The 20928-nt window shown below is 39.7% G+C and carries 24 protein-coding genes; 13 read left to right on the top strand and 11 right to left on the bottom strand.

Features of this window, described 5'->3' with window-relative positions; translation table 11 throughout:
• Positions 1-182: 182 nt before the first annotated feature.
• The 4 genes from fumC (at position 183) to DUT70_RS11385 (ending at position 3537) form a co-directional block, all read left to right on the top strand.
• Positions 183-1580, top strand: a complete 1398-nt coding sequence (gene fumC / locus DUT70_RS11400) for a class II fumarate hydratase (protein ID WP_113647459.1) — start codon at positions 183-185, stop codon at positions 1578-1580.
• Between the two features lie 39 nt (positions 1581-1619).
• Positions 1620-2129, top strand: coding sequence for a fumarate hydratase (locus DUT70_RS11395; RefSeq protein ID WP_113647458.1), 510 nt, complete (start codon positions 1620-1622; stop codon positions 2127-2129).
• 81 nt (positions 2130-2210) lie between these two features.
• Complete coding sequence (locus tag DUT70_RS11390) at positions 2211-3002, top strand: S1/P1 nuclease (protein ID WP_113647457.1); 792 nt, start codon at positions 2211-2213, stop codon at positions 3000-3002.
• Positions 3003-3099: 97 nt separating this feature from the next.
• Positions 3100-3537 carry a low molecular weight protein-tyrosine-phosphatase gene (locus DUT70_RS11385; RefSeq protein WP_113647456.1) on the top strand — a complete coding sequence of 146 codons (438 nt, stop codon included), beginning with the start codon at positions 3100-3102 and terminating at the stop codon, positions 3535-3537.
• Here DUT70_RS11385 and DUT70_RS11380 read toward each other — a convergent pair.
• On the bottom strand, positions 3526-4200 hold the full coding sequence (locus DUT70_RS11380; protein WP_113647455.1) for a hypothetical protein: 675 nt from the start codon (positions 4198-4200) through the stop codon (positions 3526-3528). The two genes, DUT70_RS11385 and DUT70_RS11380, sit on opposite strands and share 12 nt — an antisense overlap.
• Before the next feature lie 93 nt (positions 4201-4293).
• Between DUT70_RS11380 and DUT70_RS11375 the strand changes: the two genes are divergently transcribed.
• Complete coding sequence (locus DUT70_RS11375) at positions 4294-4839, top strand: DUF1543 domain-containing protein (RefSeq protein WP_113647454.1); 546 nt, start codon at positions 4294-4296, stop codon at positions 4837-4839.
• Between the two features lie 18 nt (positions 4840-4857).
• Here DUT70_RS11375 and DUT70_RS11370 read toward each other — a convergent pair whose 3' ends face one another.
• Positions 4858-5151, bottom strand: coding sequence for a hypothetical protein (locus DUT70_RS11370; RefSeq protein WP_113647453.1), 294 nt, complete (start codon positions 5149-5151; stop codon positions 4858-4860).
• Between the two features lie 352 nt (positions 5152-5503).
• Between DUT70_RS11370 and namA the strand changes: the two genes are divergently transcribed.
• The 4 genes from namA to DUT70_RS11345 all read left to right on the top strand — a co-directional run bounded on the left by namA (position 5504) and on the right by DUT70_RS11345 (position 8672).
• On the top strand, positions 5504-6565 hold the full coding sequence (gene namA / locus DUT70_RS11360) for an NADPH dehydrogenase NamA (protein WP_113647451.1): 1062 nt from the start codon (positions 5504-5506) through the stop codon (positions 6563-6565).
• An 88-nt stretch (positions 6566-6653) separates the two neighbouring features.
• Positions 6654-7478, top strand: a complete 825-nt coding sequence (locus DUT70_RS11355; RefSeq protein ID WP_113647450.1) for an OmpA family protein — start codon at positions 6654-6656, stop codon at positions 7476-7478.
• A 200-nt stretch (positions 7479-7678) separates the two neighbouring features.
• Positions 7679-7984, top strand: coding sequence for a YbaB/EbfC family nucleoid-associated protein (locus tag DUT70_RS11350; RefSeq protein ID WP_113647449.1), 306 nt, complete (start codon positions 7679-7681; stop codon positions 7982-7984).
• Positions 7985-7994: 10 nt separating this feature from the next.
• Entirely contained in the window at positions 7995-8672 is a 678-nt protein-coding gene (locus tag DUT70_RS11345; protein ID WP_113647448.1) for a metal-dependent hydrolase, read from the top strand.
• Between the two features lie 53 nt (positions 8673-8725).
• Here DUT70_RS11345 and DUT70_RS11340 read toward each other — a convergent pair whose 3' ends face one another.
• The 3 genes from DUT70_RS11340 to polA all read right to left on the bottom strand — a co-directional run bounded on the left by DUT70_RS11340 (position 8726) and on the right by polA (position 12862).
• Complete coding sequence (locus tag DUT70_RS11340; RefSeq protein WP_113647447.1) at positions 8726-9061, bottom strand: hypothetical protein; 336 nt, start codon at positions 9059-9061, stop codon at positions 8726-8728.
• Between the two features lie 49 nt (positions 9062-9110).
• The gene (locus DUT70_RS11335; RefSeq protein ID WP_113647446.1) at positions 9111-9974 is read right to left on the bottom strand and encodes an energy transducer TonB; all 864 of its coding nucleotides are present in this window, start codon (positions 9972-9974) and stop codon (positions 9111-9113) included.
• Positions 9975-10054: 80 nt separating this feature from the next.
• On the bottom strand, positions 10055-12862 hold the full coding sequence (gene polA / locus DUT70_RS11330; protein ID WP_113647445.1) for a DNA polymerase I: 2808 nt from the start codon (positions 12860-12862) through the stop codon (positions 10055-10057).
• A gap of 135 nt (positions 12863-12997) precedes the next feature.
• On the opposite strand from polA, the gene DUT70_RS11325 reads away from it, so the two are divergent.
• The gene (locus DUT70_RS11325; RefSeq protein ID WP_113647444.1) at positions 12998-13765 is read left to right on the top strand and encodes a hypothetical protein; all 768 of its coding nucleotides are present in this window, start codon (positions 12998-13000) and stop codon (positions 13763-13765) included.
• A 216-nt stretch (positions 13766-13981) separates the two neighbouring features.
• On the top strand, positions 13982-14662 hold the full coding sequence (locus DUT70_RS11320) for a hypothetical protein (RefSeq protein ID WP_113647443.1): 681 nt from the start codon (positions 13982-13984) through the stop codon (positions 14660-14662).
• Between the two features lies 1 nt (position 14663).
• On the opposite strand, the gene DUT70_RS11315 is transcribed toward DUT70_RS11320, so the two are convergent.
• The 4 genes from DUT70_RS11315 to trmB form a co-directional block, all read right to left on the bottom strand.
• Positions 14664-14945: a SelT/SelW/SelH family protein gene (locus DUT70_RS11315; RefSeq protein WP_113647442.1), complete on the bottom strand. Its 282-nt coding sequence runs from the start codon at positions 14943-14945 to the stop codon at positions 14664-14666.
• A 137-nt stretch (positions 14946-15082) separates the two neighbouring features.
• A complete protein-coding gene (locus DUT70_RS11310; RefSeq protein WP_113647441.1) occupies positions 15083-15424 on the bottom strand; it encodes a carboxymuconolactone decarboxylase family protein in 342 nt (113 codons plus the stop codon).
• Positions 15425-15506: 82 nt separating this feature from the next.
• Positions 15507-15854 (bottom strand): MGMT family protein, encoded by a 348-nt coding sequence (locus DUT70_RS11305; RefSeq protein ID WP_394342351.1) that lies wholly within the window; start codon positions 15852-15854, stop codon positions 15507-15509.
• 88 nt (positions 15855-15942) lie between these two features.
• The gene (trmB, locus tag DUT70_RS11300) at positions 15943-16593 is read right to left on the bottom strand and encodes a tRNA (guanosine(46)-N7)-methyltransferase TrmB (RefSeq protein ID WP_113647440.1); all 651 of its coding nucleotides are present in this window, start codon (positions 16591-16593) and stop codon (positions 15943-15945) included.
• A 230-nt stretch (positions 16594-16823) separates the two neighbouring features.
• Between trmB and DUT70_RS11295 the strand changes: the two genes are divergently transcribed.
• A complete protein-coding gene (locus tag DUT70_RS11295; protein WP_113647439.1) occupies positions 16824-19142 on the top strand; it encodes a TonB-dependent receptor in 2319 nt (772 codons plus the stop codon).
• 11 nt (positions 19143-19153) lie between these two features.
• Complete coding sequence (locus DUT70_RS11290) at positions 19154-19960, top strand: DUF4249 domain-containing protein (RefSeq protein ID WP_113647438.1); 807 nt, start codon at positions 19154-19156, stop codon at positions 19958-19960.
• Positions 19961-19975: 15 nt separating this feature from the next.
• Here the strand turns inward: DUT70_RS11290 and DUT70_RS11285 are convergent, their stop codons facing one another.
• Entirely contained in the window at positions 19976-20557 is a 582-nt protein-coding gene (locus tag DUT70_RS11285; RefSeq protein WP_113647437.1) for a hypothetical protein, read from the bottom strand.
• Complete coding sequence (locus DUT70_RS11280; protein ID WP_113647436.1) at positions 20548-20826, bottom strand: hypothetical protein; 279 nt, start codon at positions 20824-20826, stop codon at positions 20548-20550. The genes DUT70_RS11285 and DUT70_RS11280 overlap by 10 nt, the downstream gene beginning before the upstream one ends.
• Positions 20827-20928 lie beyond the last annotated feature (102 nt).

Genomic DNA, 20928 nt, shown 5'->3' with positions numbered 1-20928 from the left:
TAGGTTTTCAAAACCTACGAGGTTTAGCAGTGACGACCACAAAAAGATTGTAGCGCACAGCGGGGCTGCAACTCCCGAAAAGTTAGTTCCAATTTTTTTCTAATACTCGTGTAACGTTTCTAAATAAATTTCCTTTAAGGTTCAAAAAGGTTAAATTTGGGCAAAAATAATTTTGTATTACCATGAGTTTTAGAATAGAACACGATACCATGGGCGAGGTACAAGTACCTGCCGACAAATACTGGGGCGCACAAACTGAACGCTCTAGAAACAATTTCAAAATTGGACCTGAGGCTTCGATGCCTAAGGAAATCATCCATGCTTTTGGCTATTTGAAAAAAGCAGCGGCTTTGGCTAATAATGAATTGGGTGTGCTTTCTACGGAAAAAACTGAACTGATTGCTAAAGCTTGCGATGAGGTAATTGCAGGTAAATTAGATGACCAGTTTCCATTGGTAATTTGGCAAACAGGCTCGGGTACGCAAAGTAACATGAACGGTAACGAGGTGATTGCTAACCGCGGTCACGTGATTGGTGGCGGTAATTTGTTAGATGAGCCAAAATCGTTACACCCGAATGATGATGTGAATAAATCGCAATCGTCTAACGATACTTACCCAACAGCGATGCACATTGCGGCTTACAAACAAGCGGTTGAGGTAACGGTTCCAGGCATTGAGAAATTACGCGATACTTTGGCAGCAAAAGCTGAAGGTTGGGGCGATATCGTAAAAACAGGCCGTACGCACTTTATGGATGCTACACCTTTGACTTTAAAGCAAGAGTTTTCTGGCTATGTGCAACAATTGAACAATGGTTTAAGGGCGATTAAAAATGCCTTGGAAATGATTGCTGAGTTGGCACTTGGTGGTACTGCGGTAGGTACGGGCTTAAATACGCCTAAAGGTTATGATGTGTTGGTGGCTAAAAAAATTGCTGATTTAACGGGCTTGCCTTTTGTAACGGCTCCTAATAAATTTGAAGCTTTGGCAGCTCACGATGCGATGGTGGAACTTTCGGGTGCTTACAAACGTGTAGCGGTTTCGTTGATGAAAATTGCAAACGATATTCGTATGTTAAGCTCGGGTCCACGTTGTGGTATTGGCGAAATTGTTATTCCAGATAACGAGCCTGGATCGTCGATCATGCCAGGTAAGGTTAATCCTACACAACCAGAAGCTTTAACTATGGTTTGTGCACAGGTAATGGGGAATGATGTTGCGGTGAGCGTTGGTGCTAGTAACGGACATTTTGAGCTGAACGTTTTTAAACCCGTAATTGCAGCAAACGTATTGCAGAGCGGTCGTTTAATTGGCGATGCTTGCGTTTCATTTAACGATAAATGTGCAGAAGGTATTGAACCCAATCGTCCAGTAATTAAGCAACACATGGAAAATTCATTGATGTTGGTTACGGCTTTGAATCCTCATATTGGTTACGAAAACGCAGCTAAAATTGCTAAAAAAGCACATAAAGAAAATAAAACATTAAGAGAAGCGGCTATTGAGCTTGGTTTGTTAACTGATGAGCAGTTTACTGCTTGGGTGAAACCAGAGGATATGGTTGGTAGCTTAAAATAAAGTGTAAAGGTTGAAAGTTAAAAGTTTAATGTTGATGCAATGATGAATAAAAAAGGCCTTTACTTTTTACTTTTTACTTTCAACTTTTTACTTCTTATGCTCTCCTGTTCTCGCCTTCCTAATGTGCAGGGTAAAGGAGAGACTTTCCTTCAGGGCGTTTGGAACCAAGATAGCATTGGGAATAAGGAACAAATGCAATCGTACACTCAACACAAGTTTAGGTTTACTTGTGATTCGTTTTATGTAGACTTGGTGACCTACTCCAAAGTAAATTACTACGAAGAGGATTGCTTTAATAATGGCGAGTGGAAGGAGTATGCGAAAGGAACTTATCAGGTACGTAATGATACGTTAATGTTGATTGGCGACTTTACCAAGGCCAATTATAAGCAAAAGGTTTCGGGATGTTACCGCCACGGGAGGTATTTGATTAACTTTAAGGTTAAGTCGTGGAATGCCGAGCAATTGCAATTAGAAAACCTGAGCGACCAAACAGAAGTAAAACTTAATTTTAAAGAAAAAATAACCTGCGTCCAAAAGGCGCTTTAAGCTTTTTGTCATTCTGAGCATAGCGAAGAATCTCCTGTTAACCGCAAATAGCTTATGGGACGACAATAATTCAATATCAAAATGAAAAATTTAAAAAGATTAATCTTAGCATTTGCCTTTATTTATACTCCTATTGCGGCTAACGCTTGGGGTGTTTTAGGTCACCGTATTGTGGGTGAGGTGGCTGATAGCTATTTGAGTGCTAATGCCCGTAAGGCCATTAAGCAAATTTTAGGTAATGAAACCTTGGCTATGAGTGCTAACTGGGCTGATTTTATTAAATCGGACACCAGCTACAGGTATTTGAACAACTGGCATTATGTAAACTTGCCAGAAGGTTTGGATAAATCGGGAATGAGCAATTATTTAGATAGCTTTAAGGATGCAAACATCTACAGCAAAACTAACGAGATGATTGCCTTGTTGAAGAACCCTAAAACTCCTGCAGACAAGAAAGTATTTGCGATGCGTTTATTGGTTCACTTAATGGGTGATATGCACCAGCCGATGCATACCGCTAGAAAAGAGGATTTAGGAGGCAACAGAGTCTCTGTAATGTGGTTTGGTCAAAAATCTAACTTACACCGGGTTTGGGATGAGCAGTTGATTGATTTCCAACAATTGAGCTATACGGAATATACCAAAGCTATTAACTTTGCTACACCGCAACAGCTAAGCGAGTGGAATAAAGCTACGTTGAAAGATTGCATTTTCGAATCGTACCAAGTGTGCAATAAGATTTACGCAACAGGCATTAAGAATGATGACAAATTGAGCTATAACTATAACTTCGATTGGATTGAAACCGTAAACCAACAGTTGTTAAAAGGTGGTGTTCGTTTGGCAAACATTTTAAACGAAATTTATAAGTAGTTTGGTTAATTGTTCGGATTGATAAATTGTTTAATTGCTGAAAGTTCGATGAGGGATATTTGCTCCTTAATCTTTTTTCTTTAACTCTCTCTCAAAAATGAAAATACTAATGGTTTGTTTAGGCAATATCTGTCGTTCGCCTTTGGCACACGGCATATTGCAACACTTGGCTGATCAGGAAAACTTAGGCTGGCAGGTGCATAGTGCTGGTACAGGAGGTTGGCATGTAGGCAATCCACCCGACCGACGGAGCGTATTGGCTGCACGAAGCTTAGGCTACGATATTTCTGCACAAAGGGCCAGGCATTTTAATAAAGCCTTTTTTGAGGAGTACGATCATATTTTGGTAATGGACAGAAACAACCTAAGGGATGTATTAGATATGGCCAAAACAGAAGAACACCGACAAAAGGTAAGGTTGTTTTTACCAGATGCCGAAGTGACTGACCCTTATTACGACAACGATTTGTTTGTGCCCGTAAGCTTGGAAGTAGAGCAGCGCTGCAAAGAAATATTAAAGGAGCTACGTGGTTAGCTCCTTTTTATTTTGGGTTAAATAAATGTAGTTGAACATACAAAAAGTAGCGATAGCACCAAAGCTATGCCACAGAAAATGTGTCCCAAAACTTAACCACTCCCATTTATCGGCAATGCGGAAAGTAAGCGCTAAAGCAAAAGATAGCAAGGCGTAGCCTACCCATTTGCCAGCTTTCCATTGGGTATAAATAAGATATTTTAACACGGGTAGTAACACCAGTAGTGCCATTAGCGCATAGTTGATGTTTACAAAAAGATGTACATTATCTGCGCTTAACAAATTCCTGATGGAAAACTGCAAGCCCACATAACCCAACACCATTAATACCGCGTAATACCATTTAGTGCTTTGAGCCAGAAAGTAAACGCCTGCCGAAACGCACAACAGCATAATAGGCATCCAATCCATCATGATAAAAACACTCCATTGTCGTAACGCATGGTACACTGTGCCGCCAATACCACCAATGTATAACAGCACCAAGCAATAGGTAAGGAAGGGATTCGATTTAAATTTCCCTTTCATTTTAAAGGTCCAGTATAGGGCAATTGCCAAAAAGAAACCAGAGGTAATGGCGTTAAGCGGCTCGGGAAAAAGCTGTGCCATATTGGTTTCGGTATAAAGCATGCCGCCATCGGGCGGAAGTTGGTTAACAAGCATGTGGTCTTTTTTCTGAATAACGTGAAGATAATTGTTTTTGTTTTAGCTTAACTTTATGCTTTTATTAAGGCAAGCACCTACAAAACAAATTTCATGACCACACCAAAACTTTTTATGCTTTTATTGGGCTGTAAACCCCAAGGCAGACATACCGAGCAGCACGATATCTTTTTCGCGATAGCAACTGAACTTAAAGAATTGGTGCCTGTTATAAAACAGTTTTGGCCTGAAGCAAATGGAAAAATTCATTTAGATGCTTACCGTATAGTGAACCATGTAGACGGTTACCAAGTGGACGTGGTAGAGAAAGCGGTGCAGAGCGTAGCAAATCAAAAACTGTTTTTTTTGAATTTAGGAGGATATCAAAGCAACGTATTCGAAGAAATACACTATAAAATGCTAATGGTAGCAAAAGATAAGGCAACGGCCACCGCTAATGCTAAAAGTAGCCCCTTTTTTAAGCAATATTTTAGCCCCCATATTGATGATAAATACGGCGTAGATGTGGATGATGTTTTTGATATCGAGGAAGTACTACCTTTAGCAATGAAACAGCAGTATGCGATCCAGTTTACTAAAGCAGAAGATTTGCCGATAGATGAAGTGGTGTTGGGATATATGCCTGTTGATAAACTCTGATACGGTTTTGATCGGCAACTATTCTACTGCTGTTAAAGCTATGGTTTTATAACATTGAGGCGATGGCGTGCGGGCTCGCTTCCGAGGATTTCTATACAGCACCGCAAGTTTTCCGATCTGCAAAAGAACTTTTCTGGCCAGCAAAGAAACTTTTCCGACCTGCAAAGAAGTTTTTCTGGTCTGCGAAATAGTTTTTCCGACCTGCAAAACAATTTTTCTGGCCAGCAAAGAAATTTTTCCGACCTGCAAAGAAGTTTTTCTGGTCTGCGAAATAGTTTTTCCGATCTGCAAAAGAACTTTTCTGGCCAGCAAAGAAACTTTTCCGACCTACAAAGAAGTTTTTCTAGTCAGCAAAATAATTTTTCCAGTCTGCAAAGAAGGTGATTAGGACGTGTTTTTCCTTCTTTTGCGGGTATCATCTTCATAAAATGCCCTTCTTTAATAAAAAAGCGGGTCAATGCATCCACATTGCCCGCCAAACTATTAAGGAATTTAAGAAGTGCTTGTTTATAAACCAAACATAAGCGGTTATCCACGAACGTTGCTAAGGGTATCGACAAAAGCCCCTTGTCTATCGCCGAAATTTTGTCACCCAAGCCTCACAACTTTTTCAAGGCTTAGCAATTGGAGCTAATCTTGTTAAATTGCATCTAAAAGCAAGTGTATGTCAATCTTATTTTCTTCCATAAAAATCAAAAACCTAACGCTCAAAAACCGTATCGTGGTTTCTCCAATGTGTCAATACTCCTCTGTAGATGGCTTTGCCAACAACTGGCATTTAGTGCATCTGGGCAGTAGAGCGGTTGGTGGTGCAGGATTAATCATTACTGAAGCCACAGCGGTTTCTGCCGAAGGCCGAATCTCTATTGTTGATTTGGGCATCTGGAAAGATGAGCATCAGGAAAAATTAAAAGAAATTGTAGATTTTGTACATGCTAATGGTGCAGCGATTGGTGTGCAATTGGCGCATGCTGGTCGTAAGGCAAGTTTTGATGTGCCTTGGGAAAGTCCTACACAGGTTAGTAAAGAAAATGGTGGCTGGGATACGGTGGCACCAAGTGCCATCCAATTTAATCCAAAGGATAAAATGCCCATTGCACTAGATTTGAAAGGCATTGAAAAGGTGAAATCTGATTTCAAGGCTGCAACGTTGCGCGCATTGCAAGTAGGTTTTGATGTGGTGGAGATCCATGCGGCCCATGGTTATTTATTGCACCAATTTCTATCGCCCCTAAGTAACCAACGTACAGACGATTATGGCGGAAGCTTTGAAAATAGAATTCGCCTATTGCTGGAAGTAGTAACGGCTGTTCAGGAAGTTTGGCCAGCAGAAATGCCTTTGTTTGTACGTATATCTGCTACCGACTGGGTTTCTGGAGGCTGGAATGAAGACGATTCAGTACAATTGGCTAAAATATTAAAGGAACGCGGCGTTGATGTGGTTGATACTTCTACGGGAGGTTTATCGAGAGATCAGCAAATCCCCGTTGAACTTGGCTATCAGGTGCGTTTTGCCGAAGCGATTAAGAAAGAAACTGGCATCGTTACTGGAGCCGTGGGCCTCATTACCAGCTCAGCGCAAAGCGAAGCCATTTTAAAAGAAGGCAAAGCAGATTTGATTTTTATGGCTAGAGAACTACTCAGAGATCCATACTTTCCTTTGCGAGGCGCAAAAGAATTAGGGGATGATGTGCAATGGCCTTCGCAATACCAAAGGGCTAAATAAGAGTAGATTAGTGGCGTTGAACATCGAAAAGGTTATTTTGTAAAGAACGAAGTTTTTCTATCTTTATATGGCCAAATGTTAAACGTCTATGCAAAACAAAGGATTCATATTGATCCTATTTTTACTCTTTATTCTGACAGGTAACGCCTTTACACAGAAAACAAAGACCACTAGCTTTTTCTTTAAAACGGATTTAAGCGTTTTAGATGATAAACAAGCCGAGAGTTTTTCCCAGTTTATCAGCGAGATTGACGTTAGGGATATTCTTTCCATCGCTATTTTGGGCTATTGTGATGATAGAGGCCGAGTTGGCTATAATGATACGCTGTCCATTAAAAGGGCTAATCATTTAAAGGAGCTACTTTTAGTTAAAGGGATTGCTACAGAAAAGATTAGGCTTTTAACAGGGCACGGAAAAGTCGACCTTTCGCGGCGCAGTAATGTTTTACAGCAGCGTACTTATAACAGGCGGGTAGATGTGGTCATCAGTTACGCCAAACGTAATTTGGTAGTAGATAATTCTATCTTGTCGGATACCTTAAAAGTTGGAGATAAAATTGTGCTAGAGAACATTCTTTTCGAAAACAGTAGATCTGTGCTTTTGGAGGAATCTATTCCCGTACTGGAAAAAATCACCAAAACCATTAAAGAGAAACCACAATATAGCATTGCCATCCTCGGACATATTTGCTGTAACCCGCCAAATAGAGATGTAAAGGATTTCGAAACTGGCGAGTACAACCTATCACAGGCAAGGGCAAAAATCATCTACGATTACTTGATTTATAAAGGCGTTGACCCTAAACGACTTGCCTACAAAGGAATGATGGCCAACTATCCTTTAGGTAAGGGTGAGAAGTACGACAGGAGGGTTGAGTTACAGATTACGGGTATTAATAGGGTGAGTAATTGAGATTTGGTCAAAATATTAAATAAACCACCTAAGACACCTTAGTTCATCTAAGCTCTTGCAAAAAAACTAAAATGCTCTTAGGTGCCTAAGGTGGTTAAAATCCATCGTTCAAAAAGATAAAAAATTAAAACCTTATCACAAGCGTTACAGTTTAACTTATAGGTTTTTTGCTAATTTTAAACTTCAAAAAATAAAAGCACATGTTTGATAAATTAATGGCCGCACAAGGCAAGGCCGAGGAAATAAAGAAGAGATTAGATGGTATTTCGGTATTTGGAGAAGTAGAGGGTGGTGCGATTAAGGTGACCGCTACGGCTAACAAAGCAATTACTGGCATTAGCATTAGCGACGAATTTTACGAGCAGGCGGATAAAGAAGAGTTGGAAGAGCTTTTACAAGCTGCGGTAAACAAAGCTTTGGCACAAGCAGATCAGGTAAGTGCTGCAGAGATGCAAGCGGCTACGAAAGAAATGTTAGGTGGTTTTGGAGGTCTATTCGGACAATAATCAATAAATTATGAAGTACACATATTACGGACAATCTTGCTTCTTGCTAGAAACCTCGTCGGCAAAACTACTGTTTGACCCTTTCATTAGTGGTAATCCACTGGCGAAGCATATTAAGGTAGAAGAAATTGCTGCCGATTATATTTTGGTTAGTCATGGTCATGGCGACCACGTGGCTGATTTGGTGGATATTGCCAAAAGAACCAATGCCAAAGTAATTTGTATGCCCGAAATTGCGGGCTGGTTGCAAAAGCAGGGCGTAACTAACATCCACGACATGAACATTGGTAAATTCAAGTTTGATTTTGGAACCGTACGCATGGTATCGGCTACACATTCAAGCAGCCTGCCAGATGGTTCTTATGGTGGAAATCCTGCTGGCTTTGTGTTGGATGTAGATGGAATGCAGATTTATTTTGCTGGCGATACAGGCTTAACACTGGATATGAAGTTGCTAGCAGAACTGTACCAATTAGAGTATGCTATTTTGCCAATTGGTGGTAATTACACCATGGACCCAGATGATGCGGTAATTGCTGCCGAGTACGTGAATTGCGATAAAGTAATTGGCGTACACTACGATTCGTTCCCTGTAATTAGTATCGATAAGAATTTTGCAGTGGAAAGTTTTAAGAGAGCTCAGAAAACATTGTTGTTGCCAGCTATTGGAGAAACCTTGGCGTTATAGAGGATATATTTAGACTTACGAAGTTGTTGAAGCTTCGTAAGTCTTAACTAATGCTAGTTTTTCTTTTTAGCGGCTTCTTTGTTGGCTTTGTACCTCATGTCGGCGGTGCCGTCTTTTTTCTTAGGTCCTGCCGTAACCACTTTGGCCTCTTTGTTTTCTTTGTAGCGCATGTCTGGTGTGCCGTCGGCTTTTAATTTGGCACCAGTGGTTGCTGCTTTTTTCTCCGCTTTTTTAGCCTCGGTCTTAGCGGTTGTAGTCGCTTTCTTCGCTTCGGTTTTAACGGTAGTGGCCGCTTTTTTAGGTGCTTGTTTAACGGTTGTAGCAGTTTGTGCAAACGAGGTGCTCAAGCCAAATAAGGCCACAGCAACTAAGGTGAAGATTTTTTTCATGGTTTACTATTTGATTTTGTGGTTTAATAACGATCTAATTTACAGATTATTATTTTCTCAAAGAAAACTTAATCGGCACATTATATCTGGTCTCTACCACTTCGCCAAACATCTTTCCGGCGGTCCAATCAGGCGCCATTTCTAAAACTCTTATCGCTTCAGTTGCCAACTCATTATTAGGTGCTGATAAAACCTCCACATTTTCGATATCCCCATTCTTTTTAACTGTAAAGCTAAGCTTAACTGTCCCTTGTATTCTTTGCTTCAGAGATTGTGCAGGATATTTTATTTCAGCAGATAAGTATTTGTAAAACTCCTTCAGTCCTCCTTCGTAGCTAGGAGGTGCAAATAGATCTTCATATTTTGTCGTGTTTCCTTCTTTATCGTAATATTTACCTTCTATTTTTTTACCAGTGTCGTCGTACATTTCCGTTCCAGCGGGTTTGCCATCTTTGTAAGTGAACATCCAATTTCCAGTCTTTTTATCATTAATGTAATTCCCCTCTTCTTTATTTCCATTCCAATATTTTACATACTTGCCGTCTAGTTTGCCATGAACATAATTTTCTAACTTGCTAATCTGTTCAGTACTGTTGTAAGTGGTCCACTCTCCATGCTTGTGGCCTTTATCGTAATCGCCCTTTTCCCTAAGCTTTCCTTTTGAATAGCTGGTAAATGGTCCTTTTCTAACGGTTAAATCTTTATCTTCAAAACTGATGACTTCTTGCATCACGTCTTTTCTATCATAAAAAGTAACCTGATAAAATTGGCCAACATGTTTTACCACAGGTCTCCATTTTGAGCGGATGGGATCTTTGGTGTACATCGGGCTGTTGTAAATCAGGGTGGTGTCCTGCTGAGCAAAGCCAATTTTGGCGATGGCTAAAAAAAGGATAAGCGTTAGTAATTTCATATTTCGGTTTTTTTGTTTTTTCGTTGGTTGTTTTTTTTGGTTTTGGTTTGGGCTCTGTCGTACCTCGTAATGACGATTGACTAATGTGCCTCCAGCCAGTTCAATCCTTCGCCAATTTCAATTTCAATAGGCACTTCAGTTTTAATGGCGGTTTTCATTCTATGGGTAATGATCTCTTTCACTTGTTCCTGTTCGCCTTTAATCACATCAAACACCAACTCATCATGTACCTGCATGGTCATTTTTGATTGTAGGTTTTGTGCCGTCATATCTTTATGGATATTGATCATGGCAATTTTAATCATGTCTGCTGCAGAGCCTTGTATGGGCGCATTAATGGCATTTCGCTCTGCGTAGCCTCTAACGGTCATGTTGGCCGAGTTAATATCCCTTAAATACCTACGACGCCCCATGATGGTTTCTACGTAGCCATTTTCACGAGCAAAGTTCATCGTGTCGTTCATGTAGTTTTTAATGCCTGGATATTGGATGAAATACTGATCGATAATTTCTGCTGCTTCCTTACGTGGAATGTTCAGGTTTTGCGATAAGCCAAAAGCCGATTGTCCGTAAATGATGCCGAAGTTCACCGCTTTAGCGTTTCTACGTTGGGTAGAAGTTACGTCAGCCACCTCAATGCCATATACTTTTGCAGCCGTAGCCGTATGGATATCGATGCCATTTAAAAAAGCATCCAACATGTTCTGTTCTTTACTGATTTCAGCAATAATCCTCAATTCAATTTGAGAGTAATCCGCAGAAAGTAAAATATGGTTTTCGTCTCTAGGAATAAAGGCTTTACGCACTTCTCTTCCCCTGTCAGTTTTAATAGGAATATTCTGTAGGTTTGGATTATTGGAACTCAAACGTCCCGTTGCCGCTACCGCTTGATTGTAGCTGGTGTGAACCCGCCCAGTACGAGGGTTAACCAATAAAGGCAAAGCATCCACATAAGTTGATTTGAGTTTTTGCATTTGGCGGAAATCCAAGATGTCTTGTACGATATCACTTTTGCTAGCTAAAGCCGTTAATACGTCTTCCCCTGTTTGGTACTGTCCCGTTTTGGTTTTCTTGGCTTTTGGGTCAAGTTTTAAATGATCAAAAAGCACTTCGCCCAATTGTTTAGGAGAAGCAAGGTTAAACTTAAGTCCCGCTTTATCGTACACGTTCAGTTCGGCCTTTGCTATTTCTTCCTGTAGCTGCGCTGAATAAGTGGCTAAAGTATCGATGTCGATTCTAACGCCTTCTTTTTCCATGTCAGCCAGTACAAAAATCAATGGGTTTTCTATTTCCGAAGCTAATTTTTGTGCATTTCTTTCTTGTAGCATTGGCCCAAACACATTGGCCAATTGCAAAGTTACGTCGGCATCTTCAGCAGCGTAATCTACCACCTTTTCCACTGGAACGTCTTTCATGTTCAACTGGCCTTTTCCCTTGGCTCCAATTAAAGAGGTAATGGAAATAGGGGTATAGCCCAAATAGTTTTCAGACAGTACGTCCATGTTATGTCTGGTGTCTGGATCGATAAGGTAATGCGCCAGCATGGTGTCGAACAATTCGCCTTTAAGTTCAAAGCCATACCATTTCAAAACCAACAAATCATACTTAATGTTCTGGCCTATTTTGGTGATGTGCTCGTTTTCAAAAACAGGTCTAAAATCTTCTAAAATAGCTAGCGTCTCTTCTTTGTTTTGTGGCGTAGGAATATAGTAGCCTTTTCCTGCCTCTATCGAAAAAGATAAACCTACCAAATCTACCAAGTTGGCATCTATACCTGTAGTCTCTGTATCAAAAGAAATCCTTTTTTGTTGTAGTAACAGGTTAACCAGTTCTTTTCTTTTCTCCACAGTATCTATCAATTGGTAATCATGTGGTGTGTTTTCAATATTTTTGGCATCAATAGGCGTGTCAAATAAAGAAGGTTGGTTCTCTATTTCCTTTGTAGGAGGCACGGCTACCGCATTGCCAAATAAATCTTGTTGTACAGTGTTTTTACCCTCGTTTACGGTAAAGCTTTCGCCAAATACACGCTTGCCAATGGTTCTAAACTCCAGCTCGGCAAAAAGAGGTTCTAACAATTCCTTGCTAGGTTCTTCAAGCAGTAGTTGCTGCTCGTTAAATTCTATGGGAACATTTAAAATAATGGTGGCTAGTTTTTTGGAGATTAATCCCTGCTCCACATGCGTTTCGATATTCTCTTTCTGTTTTCCCTTCAACTCGTGGCTATGGGCAAAAATGTTTTCCATGCTACCATATTGCTTGATTAATGCTTTGGCTGTTTTTTCACCAATGCCTGGGATTCCTGGAATATTATCTACGGCATCTCCCCATAAACCTAGAATGTCAATCACTTGGTCAACCCTTTCAATTTCCCATTTGGCTAAGATTTCCTTTACCCCTAAAATTTCCATTTCATTACCCATACGAGCAGGCTTATAAATGAAGATATTATCCGATACCAATTGCGCGAAATCCTTGTCAGGAGTCATGCAATATACCTGAAAGCCTTGTTTTTCGCCCTCCTTGGCCAAGGTGCCTATAATGTCATCGGCTTCATAGCCATCTTTGGTAATCACAGGAATATTAAAGCCTTCTATCAATCTAAAAATATACGGAATGGCTTTTGAAAGGTCCTCTGGCATGGCTTCACGATGTGCCTTGTAAGCCTCAAATTCAGTATGTCTCTCAGTTGGCGCTTCTGTGTCAAAAACAACCGCAATATGGCTAGGTCTTTCCTTTTTGAGCACCTCTAAAAGCGTATTGGTAAAGCCCATTACGGCCGAGGTATTGATGCCTGTAGAGGTAAATCGTGGGTTTTTACTAAGGGCAAAATGTGCACGGTAAATAAGTGCCATTCCATCTAAAAGGAAAAGTTTTTTGTTGCTCATTTTTTGTATATTGAGTTGATAGAAATCTTAACCTTGTAAAGTTATAGAATAAGAGCATAGCTGAAGTATATAATTTATTTTTTAAGCACTTATGCATTTTCGACGATTTGATCATCAATAGATTAAAACGATTTTATGAAACATTTTTTACTTTTGCTCAGCTTATTACTCTTCGCCAACTTTTCCCAAGCACAATACCGTAAAGTGCTCGCTGTTTTACAATTTGACAACCTCATTAACGAAGTCAAGCCCAAGTATGGAACTTTGGAACAGCCTTTGGAAAGCGGTGCTTTTATTAATTTGATGAACCCGCAACTAAGAAATGTAGCTTTTGTTCGCCTGTTCAATTCTTATCGTTGGCCAAATGGGCAAAAGATAGATTTTTCGAAAAGAGGCAGTACTAAAGGAGGCGGTAACGGGATTGTAGATCGATATGTTTTGATCAATCCCGAAAGTAGTGATACGGTTTTTTTATATGTAGATCCTTACAAAACATCCAATGAATATTATGTGCCCAAGGGGATGATTGCACTAACACCAGCACTACTTAAAGAAGAAATAGAACCTATTTTAAAGCAAATAGAAGAAATTAACCAAGCAGAGGAAGGTTCGAAACTTATTTTACATGCAGGAGAAGTGATGCGTTATATTTCTGCAAACTTTGACCAGAACAAATTGGTAGATCCTGATAAGGTGAAGCCTTTGTTGGAAGATAAGGAGGCAGATAAAATGCTGGCTGGTTATTTAATGAGAAGCTACATTTTTAGCAAGTATTATGCTTTGGCTAAAGACATTGAACACGAATCGGATTATGCTTTTGAACAAATGAAGGCCAATTTTAAAAAGTATATCAAAATAAATCCAGAAACAAATACGGGAAAACTGGGGGAGTATTTGAAGTAGGAGGGCTGCGTTTTTTTGCGACTAAGTTTACCTCAAGGAATTTTTAAGTTTTCGCAAAGTGACGCAAAGACTAAATTCATTATTGAACATCCTCGATCTTTGCGTTCTTCGCGATTCCTTTATTTTTTCTTTGCGGTTAAATTTAACTCCGAGACTGCGATTGTTAATAAATGTTATCGTGATAACAACACTCCATTATTTTGCGTTAATTTGAATATGAAAGTTTTAAAGCTTATTGTGACCCTTTGTTTGATGGTATTAGGTGCCGAGGCACAAGATGCCGTACTTATTAGCGAAGGTAATTTTGTAAGGGGCGAAATCAAGGGAACTAACTTTGAATCTGTTTTTATACAGATAGAAGAGCAAGGGGTTAAAGAATACAAAGCCAAGGATATTAAATCCTTTTTGTGGAATGGGGATACTTATGAAAGCAAACCCATTATCATCGGTAAAAAAGCAACCATTAAATTTTTTAAGCTGATAGAAGGTGGTAAGGTTAATCTGTATGCTTATGGAAGTACGTCTGGAGTAGAAGAGCCAACCACACAGCCAAGAGTAAAGGCTCGCCCTTCTGTAGGATTAGGCATGGGCACTGGAGGTATTGGTGGCGGACTGGGCGGAGGCATCAGCATTAATTTGGGCGGACGTAGATCTGGGCCAGAGCAACCTGCAGGTGCGGCACCAAAAGCTAAAGTTTTTTATTTTATTGAGAAACCAGGAACGGGTCCGATACAAGAGATTGCTGCTGACGGATCGAAAACGGCTGCGACTAAAGCCTTGTTGCTTCAAAAACTTACGGGAGATGAGGGCCTAACGGAAAGCATTAAAGCCACCGAGGTTTTTGATGAAAAAATGTTGATTGCTTTGGTGAAATCTTATAACGAATCAGTGAAGTAAGCTAAGCCTTATCCGAATGCCCCAAAGATTTTTCAGGGCAAGCAATATCTCTAACCAGTTGCTTCAGCTCTTTAATCTCTGGAAATCGTCCTTTGGTTTTGCGATCAAAAATCAAATCGTTGTTAACAGAAATGAGAAAAGTGCCATTGGCTTCACTAGGTTTTAGGGTTACGCCGCTGAGTTCTTCAGCAAACGTAGTGAGGAGCTCCTGCGCAAAATAAGCTGAACGCAACATCCAACCACATTTTGGACAATATTCTATGGTAACAACTGGCTTTTTCATAAATAATATTTATAAATATGGGAGCTGAAATAAATCTAAAACCTTTGCGTCACTTCGCGAAAACTTCAATAACCTTTGCGGTAAAACTTAATCGCAAAGAAAAATAAGATGTTCCCAATGAACGCAAAGAATGAAAATTATTGCTGCAAATCATCCCAAAACTCCACCGCTCTACGATAGTGTGGAATAACAATGGAACCACCAACCAAATTGGCAATCATGAAAATTTCGTTCATTTCGTCGTTAGTCACTCCTTCGTTGTAGCATTTTTCCAAATGGTATTTAATGCAGTCATCACACCTTAACACCATAGAAGCCACCAAGCCTAGCATTTCCTTTGTCTTTACATTCAAAGCGCCCTCGGCATAAGAGGTAGTGTCCAACGCAAAGAAACGTTTGATATTGGTATTGGCCGTTTCCATTACCCTATCGTTCATTTTGGTACGATAGTTATTAAATTCTTCTACTAATTTTCCCATTTTTTATAATGTTGAATGATTGAGTTTTGAATGATTAAATATGTAATAATATCATCAAACTTCTAACCGCTGAATTTCGGACTTACAACTCCTGCAAAGGATCCCAAAACAGCTGCTTGAAATTTTTAATCTTGTCGTTAACTACAGTGATGCCTTCTTCTTCTAAGAATTCCTGCATCAATGTTGGCGGCGAGAAATGAAATCTTCCCGTTAACAATCCGCTGCTGTTTACTACCCTGTGTGCTGGAATTTTAGGAGTTGCTGAACCTGCATAGACCATGGCATGTCCTACCATTCTTGATGATTTAGCTGCACCTAAAGCTTTGGCAATGGCACCATAAGAAGTAACTCTTCCCTTCGGAATTAATCTTACTACTTCGTAAACTTGTTCATAAAAATTGGCATCCATTGCTTCTCCTCCTGTCGTCATCCTGAATTTATTTTGCTTTGTGGCTTTCCGCTTCGCTACAGCTCAAGATCTTATTTGTATGCCGAAACTGGTTCGGTATGACAAATGTCTAATTAAAAGAAAACTGAATATAATTGATGTTTTTGTCTTTTTTTAAATAGATGTTTTCGTAATGCGTTTTGATAGAAAGTACCTCATCTACCAAATCAGATTGATACAAGTGATCAGTGTCTTTATGGGTAATCAATTCCAGTTCTGCTACCTTTTCTTTGGTGTAACCATACAAGCCATCATTGTCTGTTTTAAGGTTAATTTTACCTCCATCGCGAAGCAATACTTTGTACTTTGATAAGAAAAATGGAGAAGTTAATCGCTTACGTTCTCTACTGATTTGAGGCTGCGGATCCGCAAAAGTGATCCAAATTTCATCAATTTCCTTTTCGCCAAAGTAGTCTAGTAAATCCTCGATTTGTATGCGCAGAAAAGCTAAGTTGCTAATCCCTTCCTCTACTCCAGTTTTGGCGCCACGCCAAATTCTATTCCCCTTTAAATCTACTCCGATAAAGTTTTTTTCAGGAAATAACTTAGCAAGGTTAACGGCGTATTCGCCTTTGCCACAGGCCAATTCCACTACAACGGGCTGGTCGTTTTTAAAATGATCTTTGGCCCATTTACCTTTTAAAACTTTTCCTGCTTCTAACTGATATACGTTCGGAAAGGTGTTGATTTCAGCAAACTTTCTTAATTTATCTTTTCCCACTTTTAAAAATTAATGCACAAAAGTAAGATTTAATTGTCTATTTCGTTCTCAATGCGAAGTAACTATTACGGAAGATGAGCGTCTTAATATGAAATTTAACGTTTTATTAAGATTTACGTGCCGACAAACTATTTAACTTGCGAAAAAAATTAATGATTGCATAGGGGTATGTGCAGTTCTTGCTGTCATATCATTAAAACCATTAATTAACAACAAATCCCAACACATAAATGACATCGAAAATTTTTAAACTACTCGTCCCTCTCCTCTTTATCTCCTTCCTATCCTTTGCTCAACAAACTTTTAAAATTTCCGGTCGTGTAAAATCTTCCGATGGAGCCATAGAGGCAGCTACCATCCAAATAGTAGAAGAAAAACGTAACATCATGACTGATAGCCTTGGCTATTATGAGGTAGAACTTAAAGCAGGAAGTTACACTTTCTTGATCAGTGCTGTGGGAATGAATTCGCTCCGTAAATCATTAAAGGTGAATAAAAACCATACTGTTGATTTTGCTTTAGAAGACAGTGCCAATAATCTCGACGAAATTGTGATCTCTACGACAAGAGACGACCGAAGTCTGGCCAGCCCGCAAATGGGTGCTGAACGGTTGACCATGAAAGCCATCAAAAATATTCCGCTTATTTTTGGCGAGCGTGACGTAATGAAAGCCATCCAATTACTGCCAGGCATCAAATCGGCAGGTGAAGGTGGTGCCGGTATTTATGTACGTGGTGGTTCGGCAGACCAAAACTTGGTGTTGATGGACGATGTGCCTGTTTACAACGCCGCACACTTATTGGGCTTTTTCTCTACCTTCAATCCTGATGCAGTAGAAGACATCACCGTTTACAAAACAGGGATGCCTTCACAATATGGTGGACGTTTATCTTCTGTATTAGATATAAAAATGCGACAAGGTGATGCCGAGAAGTTTTCCGCTTCGGGAGGTATTGGCTTAATCTCCTCTAAGCTTACCTTAGAAGGGCCGATCAAAAAAGAGAAATCTTCTTTCTTGGTTTCTGCCAGAAGGACTTATGTAGATGCCTTATTGAAGCTGTCGCCCGATAGTACCATTAATCAAAACACCATGTATTTCTATGACGTAAATGGTAGGGCTGATTTTCAATTGGGAGAAAATGACAAGTTGACTTTCAGTGGTTATTTAGGTAGCGACAAATTGGGGATCGCTAAAACCTTTGGACTAAGCTGGGGAAATGCGATTGCCAGTGCACAATGGAAACACCTTTATTCCTCAAAACTCAATTCAACTACCACGGCCTCTTATACTCGTTATCAAAATAAAATCGAAATCAACACAGGAATCGATAATGTTCAAATCTATTCGCAATTGAATGACTGGGCTTTGAAGCATAACTTCTTTTGGCAGGCCTCTGATAAGAACTTGGTGAAATTCGGGTTTAACTCCATTTATCACAAAGTAACGCCAGGAGAAATTAGTTCTGAAGGCCCATCGAGTTACAATCCTGTAAACTATCAGCAAAGATTTTCATTGGAAAACGCCGTGTTTGCCTCAAGCGATTGGCAAGCAACCGAAAAACTTAACATTGGTTTTGGTGTTCGTTTAACAGGTTTCAGTGTTTTGGGAGGTGGGGATTTCTTGACCGTTGATCCTAATGGAAATGTAACAAATTCAACTTACTATAAAAAAGGCGAAGTGGTGAAAACCTACCTGAATTTAGAACCTCGTTTATCATTAAGCTACCTATTGAATGCACAAAGTTCGGTGAAAGCATCGTATGTTAGAAATGCGCAGAACATGCACATGATTTCTAACTCTACCTCGAGTAGGCCAAGCGACAAATGGTTGCCAAGTTCGTTGATGGTAAAACCAGAAGTTTCAGACCAATTTGCCGTAGGATACTACAGAAATTTATTTGACAATGCTTTTGAATTGAACGTAGAAAGCTATTACAAAACGATGGACAATCAAATTGACTATCGTGACGGTGCCGAGACTTTCAACTCCGATAATATCGAGACACAATTGTTGTATGGTATTGGCAGGGCTTATGGTTTAGAGGTATTGTTCAAAAAGAAAAAGGGTGATTTTACAGGTTGGTTAAGCTATACACTTTCTAAAACCGAAAGACAGATTGACGGCATTAACGGAGGTAAATGGTACAATGCCCGTCAGGATCGTACACATGAAGTCGCCTTGGTAGGTTCATATCAATTAAATAAAAGATGGAGTTTGTCGGCCTCGTGGATTTATTATACTGGCGATGCCATTACCTTCCCCACTGGAAAATACAACATGGATGGTCAAGTGTTCTTTTATTACACCGATAGAAATACTTATCGCATGCCTTCTTATCACCGTTTAGATTTGGGCGCCAACCTTCAATTGAAAAAGAGAAAGAACTTTAGTTCAGAGTTGTCTTTCAGTTTGTACAACGCTTATGGCAGAAAGAATGCCTACATGATTAATTTCCGCGAAGCAGAAAATGATCCGTCAAGAACAGAAGTGGTACGTACCACCTTGTTCCAATTCTTGCCTTCCGTTTCTTATAATTTCAAATTTTAAACTCTCCTGAAATGAATAACTTAAGATATATCTTTTCCCTAGTTGCCATAGTTGTTTGTCTTTCTTCATGCGAAGATGTCATTGAACTTAATTTAGATACTGCTTCTGAAAAATATGTGATCGAAGCCAATTTGACCGATCAGGCCAATGGCGCAAAAGTGCTCATCAGCAAAACCAAAAGTTTTAAAAGTACCAACGATTTTGCAGGTGTTTCTGGTGCGGTAGTAGAAATTGAAGACCAACAAGGGAACATTACCCGAATGACCGAAAGCACCAATAAAGGTGTTTATACCCATGCTACTTTAAAAGGAACCCCAACGCAAGCCTATAAGTTAAAAATAACGGTGGGTACCGAAGTGTTCACTTCCTCTTGTGTAATGCCTTCGGTGGTACCTTTGGAAGACGTTTATCAATACGAATTGAGTTTATTTGATGGCCCTAGGCTATTCACACACGTGAAATATACCGACCCAATTGGGGTAAAAAATTTCTATCGTTTTATCGAATATAGAAACAACGTTTACACCAAGTCCATTATGGCTTCGAATGATGAATTTACTGATGGCAAACAGGTGAACCAAACCATCTTCCCTTATGAGTTTACCGATGAAACCAAACTTAAAAAGGGAGATAAAATCAAATTAGAATTCTTAACCATCGACGAACCTGTTTACAAATACTGGTTCAGTGTAGATAACGGAGCCCAGGGTGGCGGCGATAGTGCGGCACCTGTTAACCCAGTCACCAACATTAAAGGAGGCGCTATAGGTTATTTTAGCGCACACACTATACAAAGCAAAGAATACACCGTTAAGTAAGTCTTTTCAATAAAGTTACTTCGCACCATTCCAAATGTCCATGGGGATTGCATCTTCGCATGGGCATTTGGTTTTATTAATGGCAATCAACTTAATAGAGGAAGCGACCTTCGCGGCATATTCCTTGAATCCTTCCTCATTCATACTACTGCGGGCCATTGCTGCGGCGGCACAAAACGACCATAACTGAGCATCTTTTTGATCACTCAACATCTTGGCTTTATATTTCTCTGCAAGCGCAAAATAAGTGTTGAACTGATCGTTAGAAGCCGTCGCATCTCTGCCGCTTAACGTAAGCGTATAACGGCTGTTATTTGCCCCAGGCTTAAAGGTTTGTATCGTTGTTGGACTCGTTACTTCTATCCGATAATCAATTTTATTGGTGGGATGAATAAACTGAAATACATTCCCTTCAAGTTTGTGATATACCGAGGTGCGGTTGGGCTCAATTAGCGTGAGCTCTTTATCGGTAAAGTTTATCGTAACCGTATAATAGCCATCCTGCGTGGTATATTGCCCCGAGGTGAGCTTAATTTGTGCGCTCACATTACTCCCAATCAAGCAAAGTAATGCAATGGTTAAACATCTTAAGGACATTGCGCTTTTCTTTTGTTTGCTTCTGGAAAATTATCAGCATCATTACAACCATAAGTACGGGCGTAATATTCCCAATTAGCTTTACAAGTGGAGGATAAACGATTTGGGATTTGGATCGTATATTTTTTCCCCGTTGGACAAGTGTAACTATAGGTATAAGTAGAGTTGTCTACTTTTTTTTCCTCTTCGGGCTCTTCATCAAGTAGCTCGCAACCAAAAGCAAAAAAGCAACTGGCCAGCAATAGAAATAATTTTTTACTTAGTTTCATGTTTATAAGATTTATTGATATCTCAAAGCTAGGGCTAGTAGCTGTGCGCTCAAATACTCAAAAATTGGTATTTTTATATGGAGGTGTGAATGATGTTTAGCC

The sequence above is a fragment of the Pedobacter chitinilyticus genome, from assembly GCF_003313385.1.
GTDB lineage: Bacteria > Bacteroidota > Bacteroidia > Sphingobacteriales > Sphingobacteriaceae > Pedobacter > Pedobacter chitinilyticus.
Note: the sequence above shows the minus strand (reverse complement) of the source record. Positions and strands in the feature narration are given on the sequence as shown.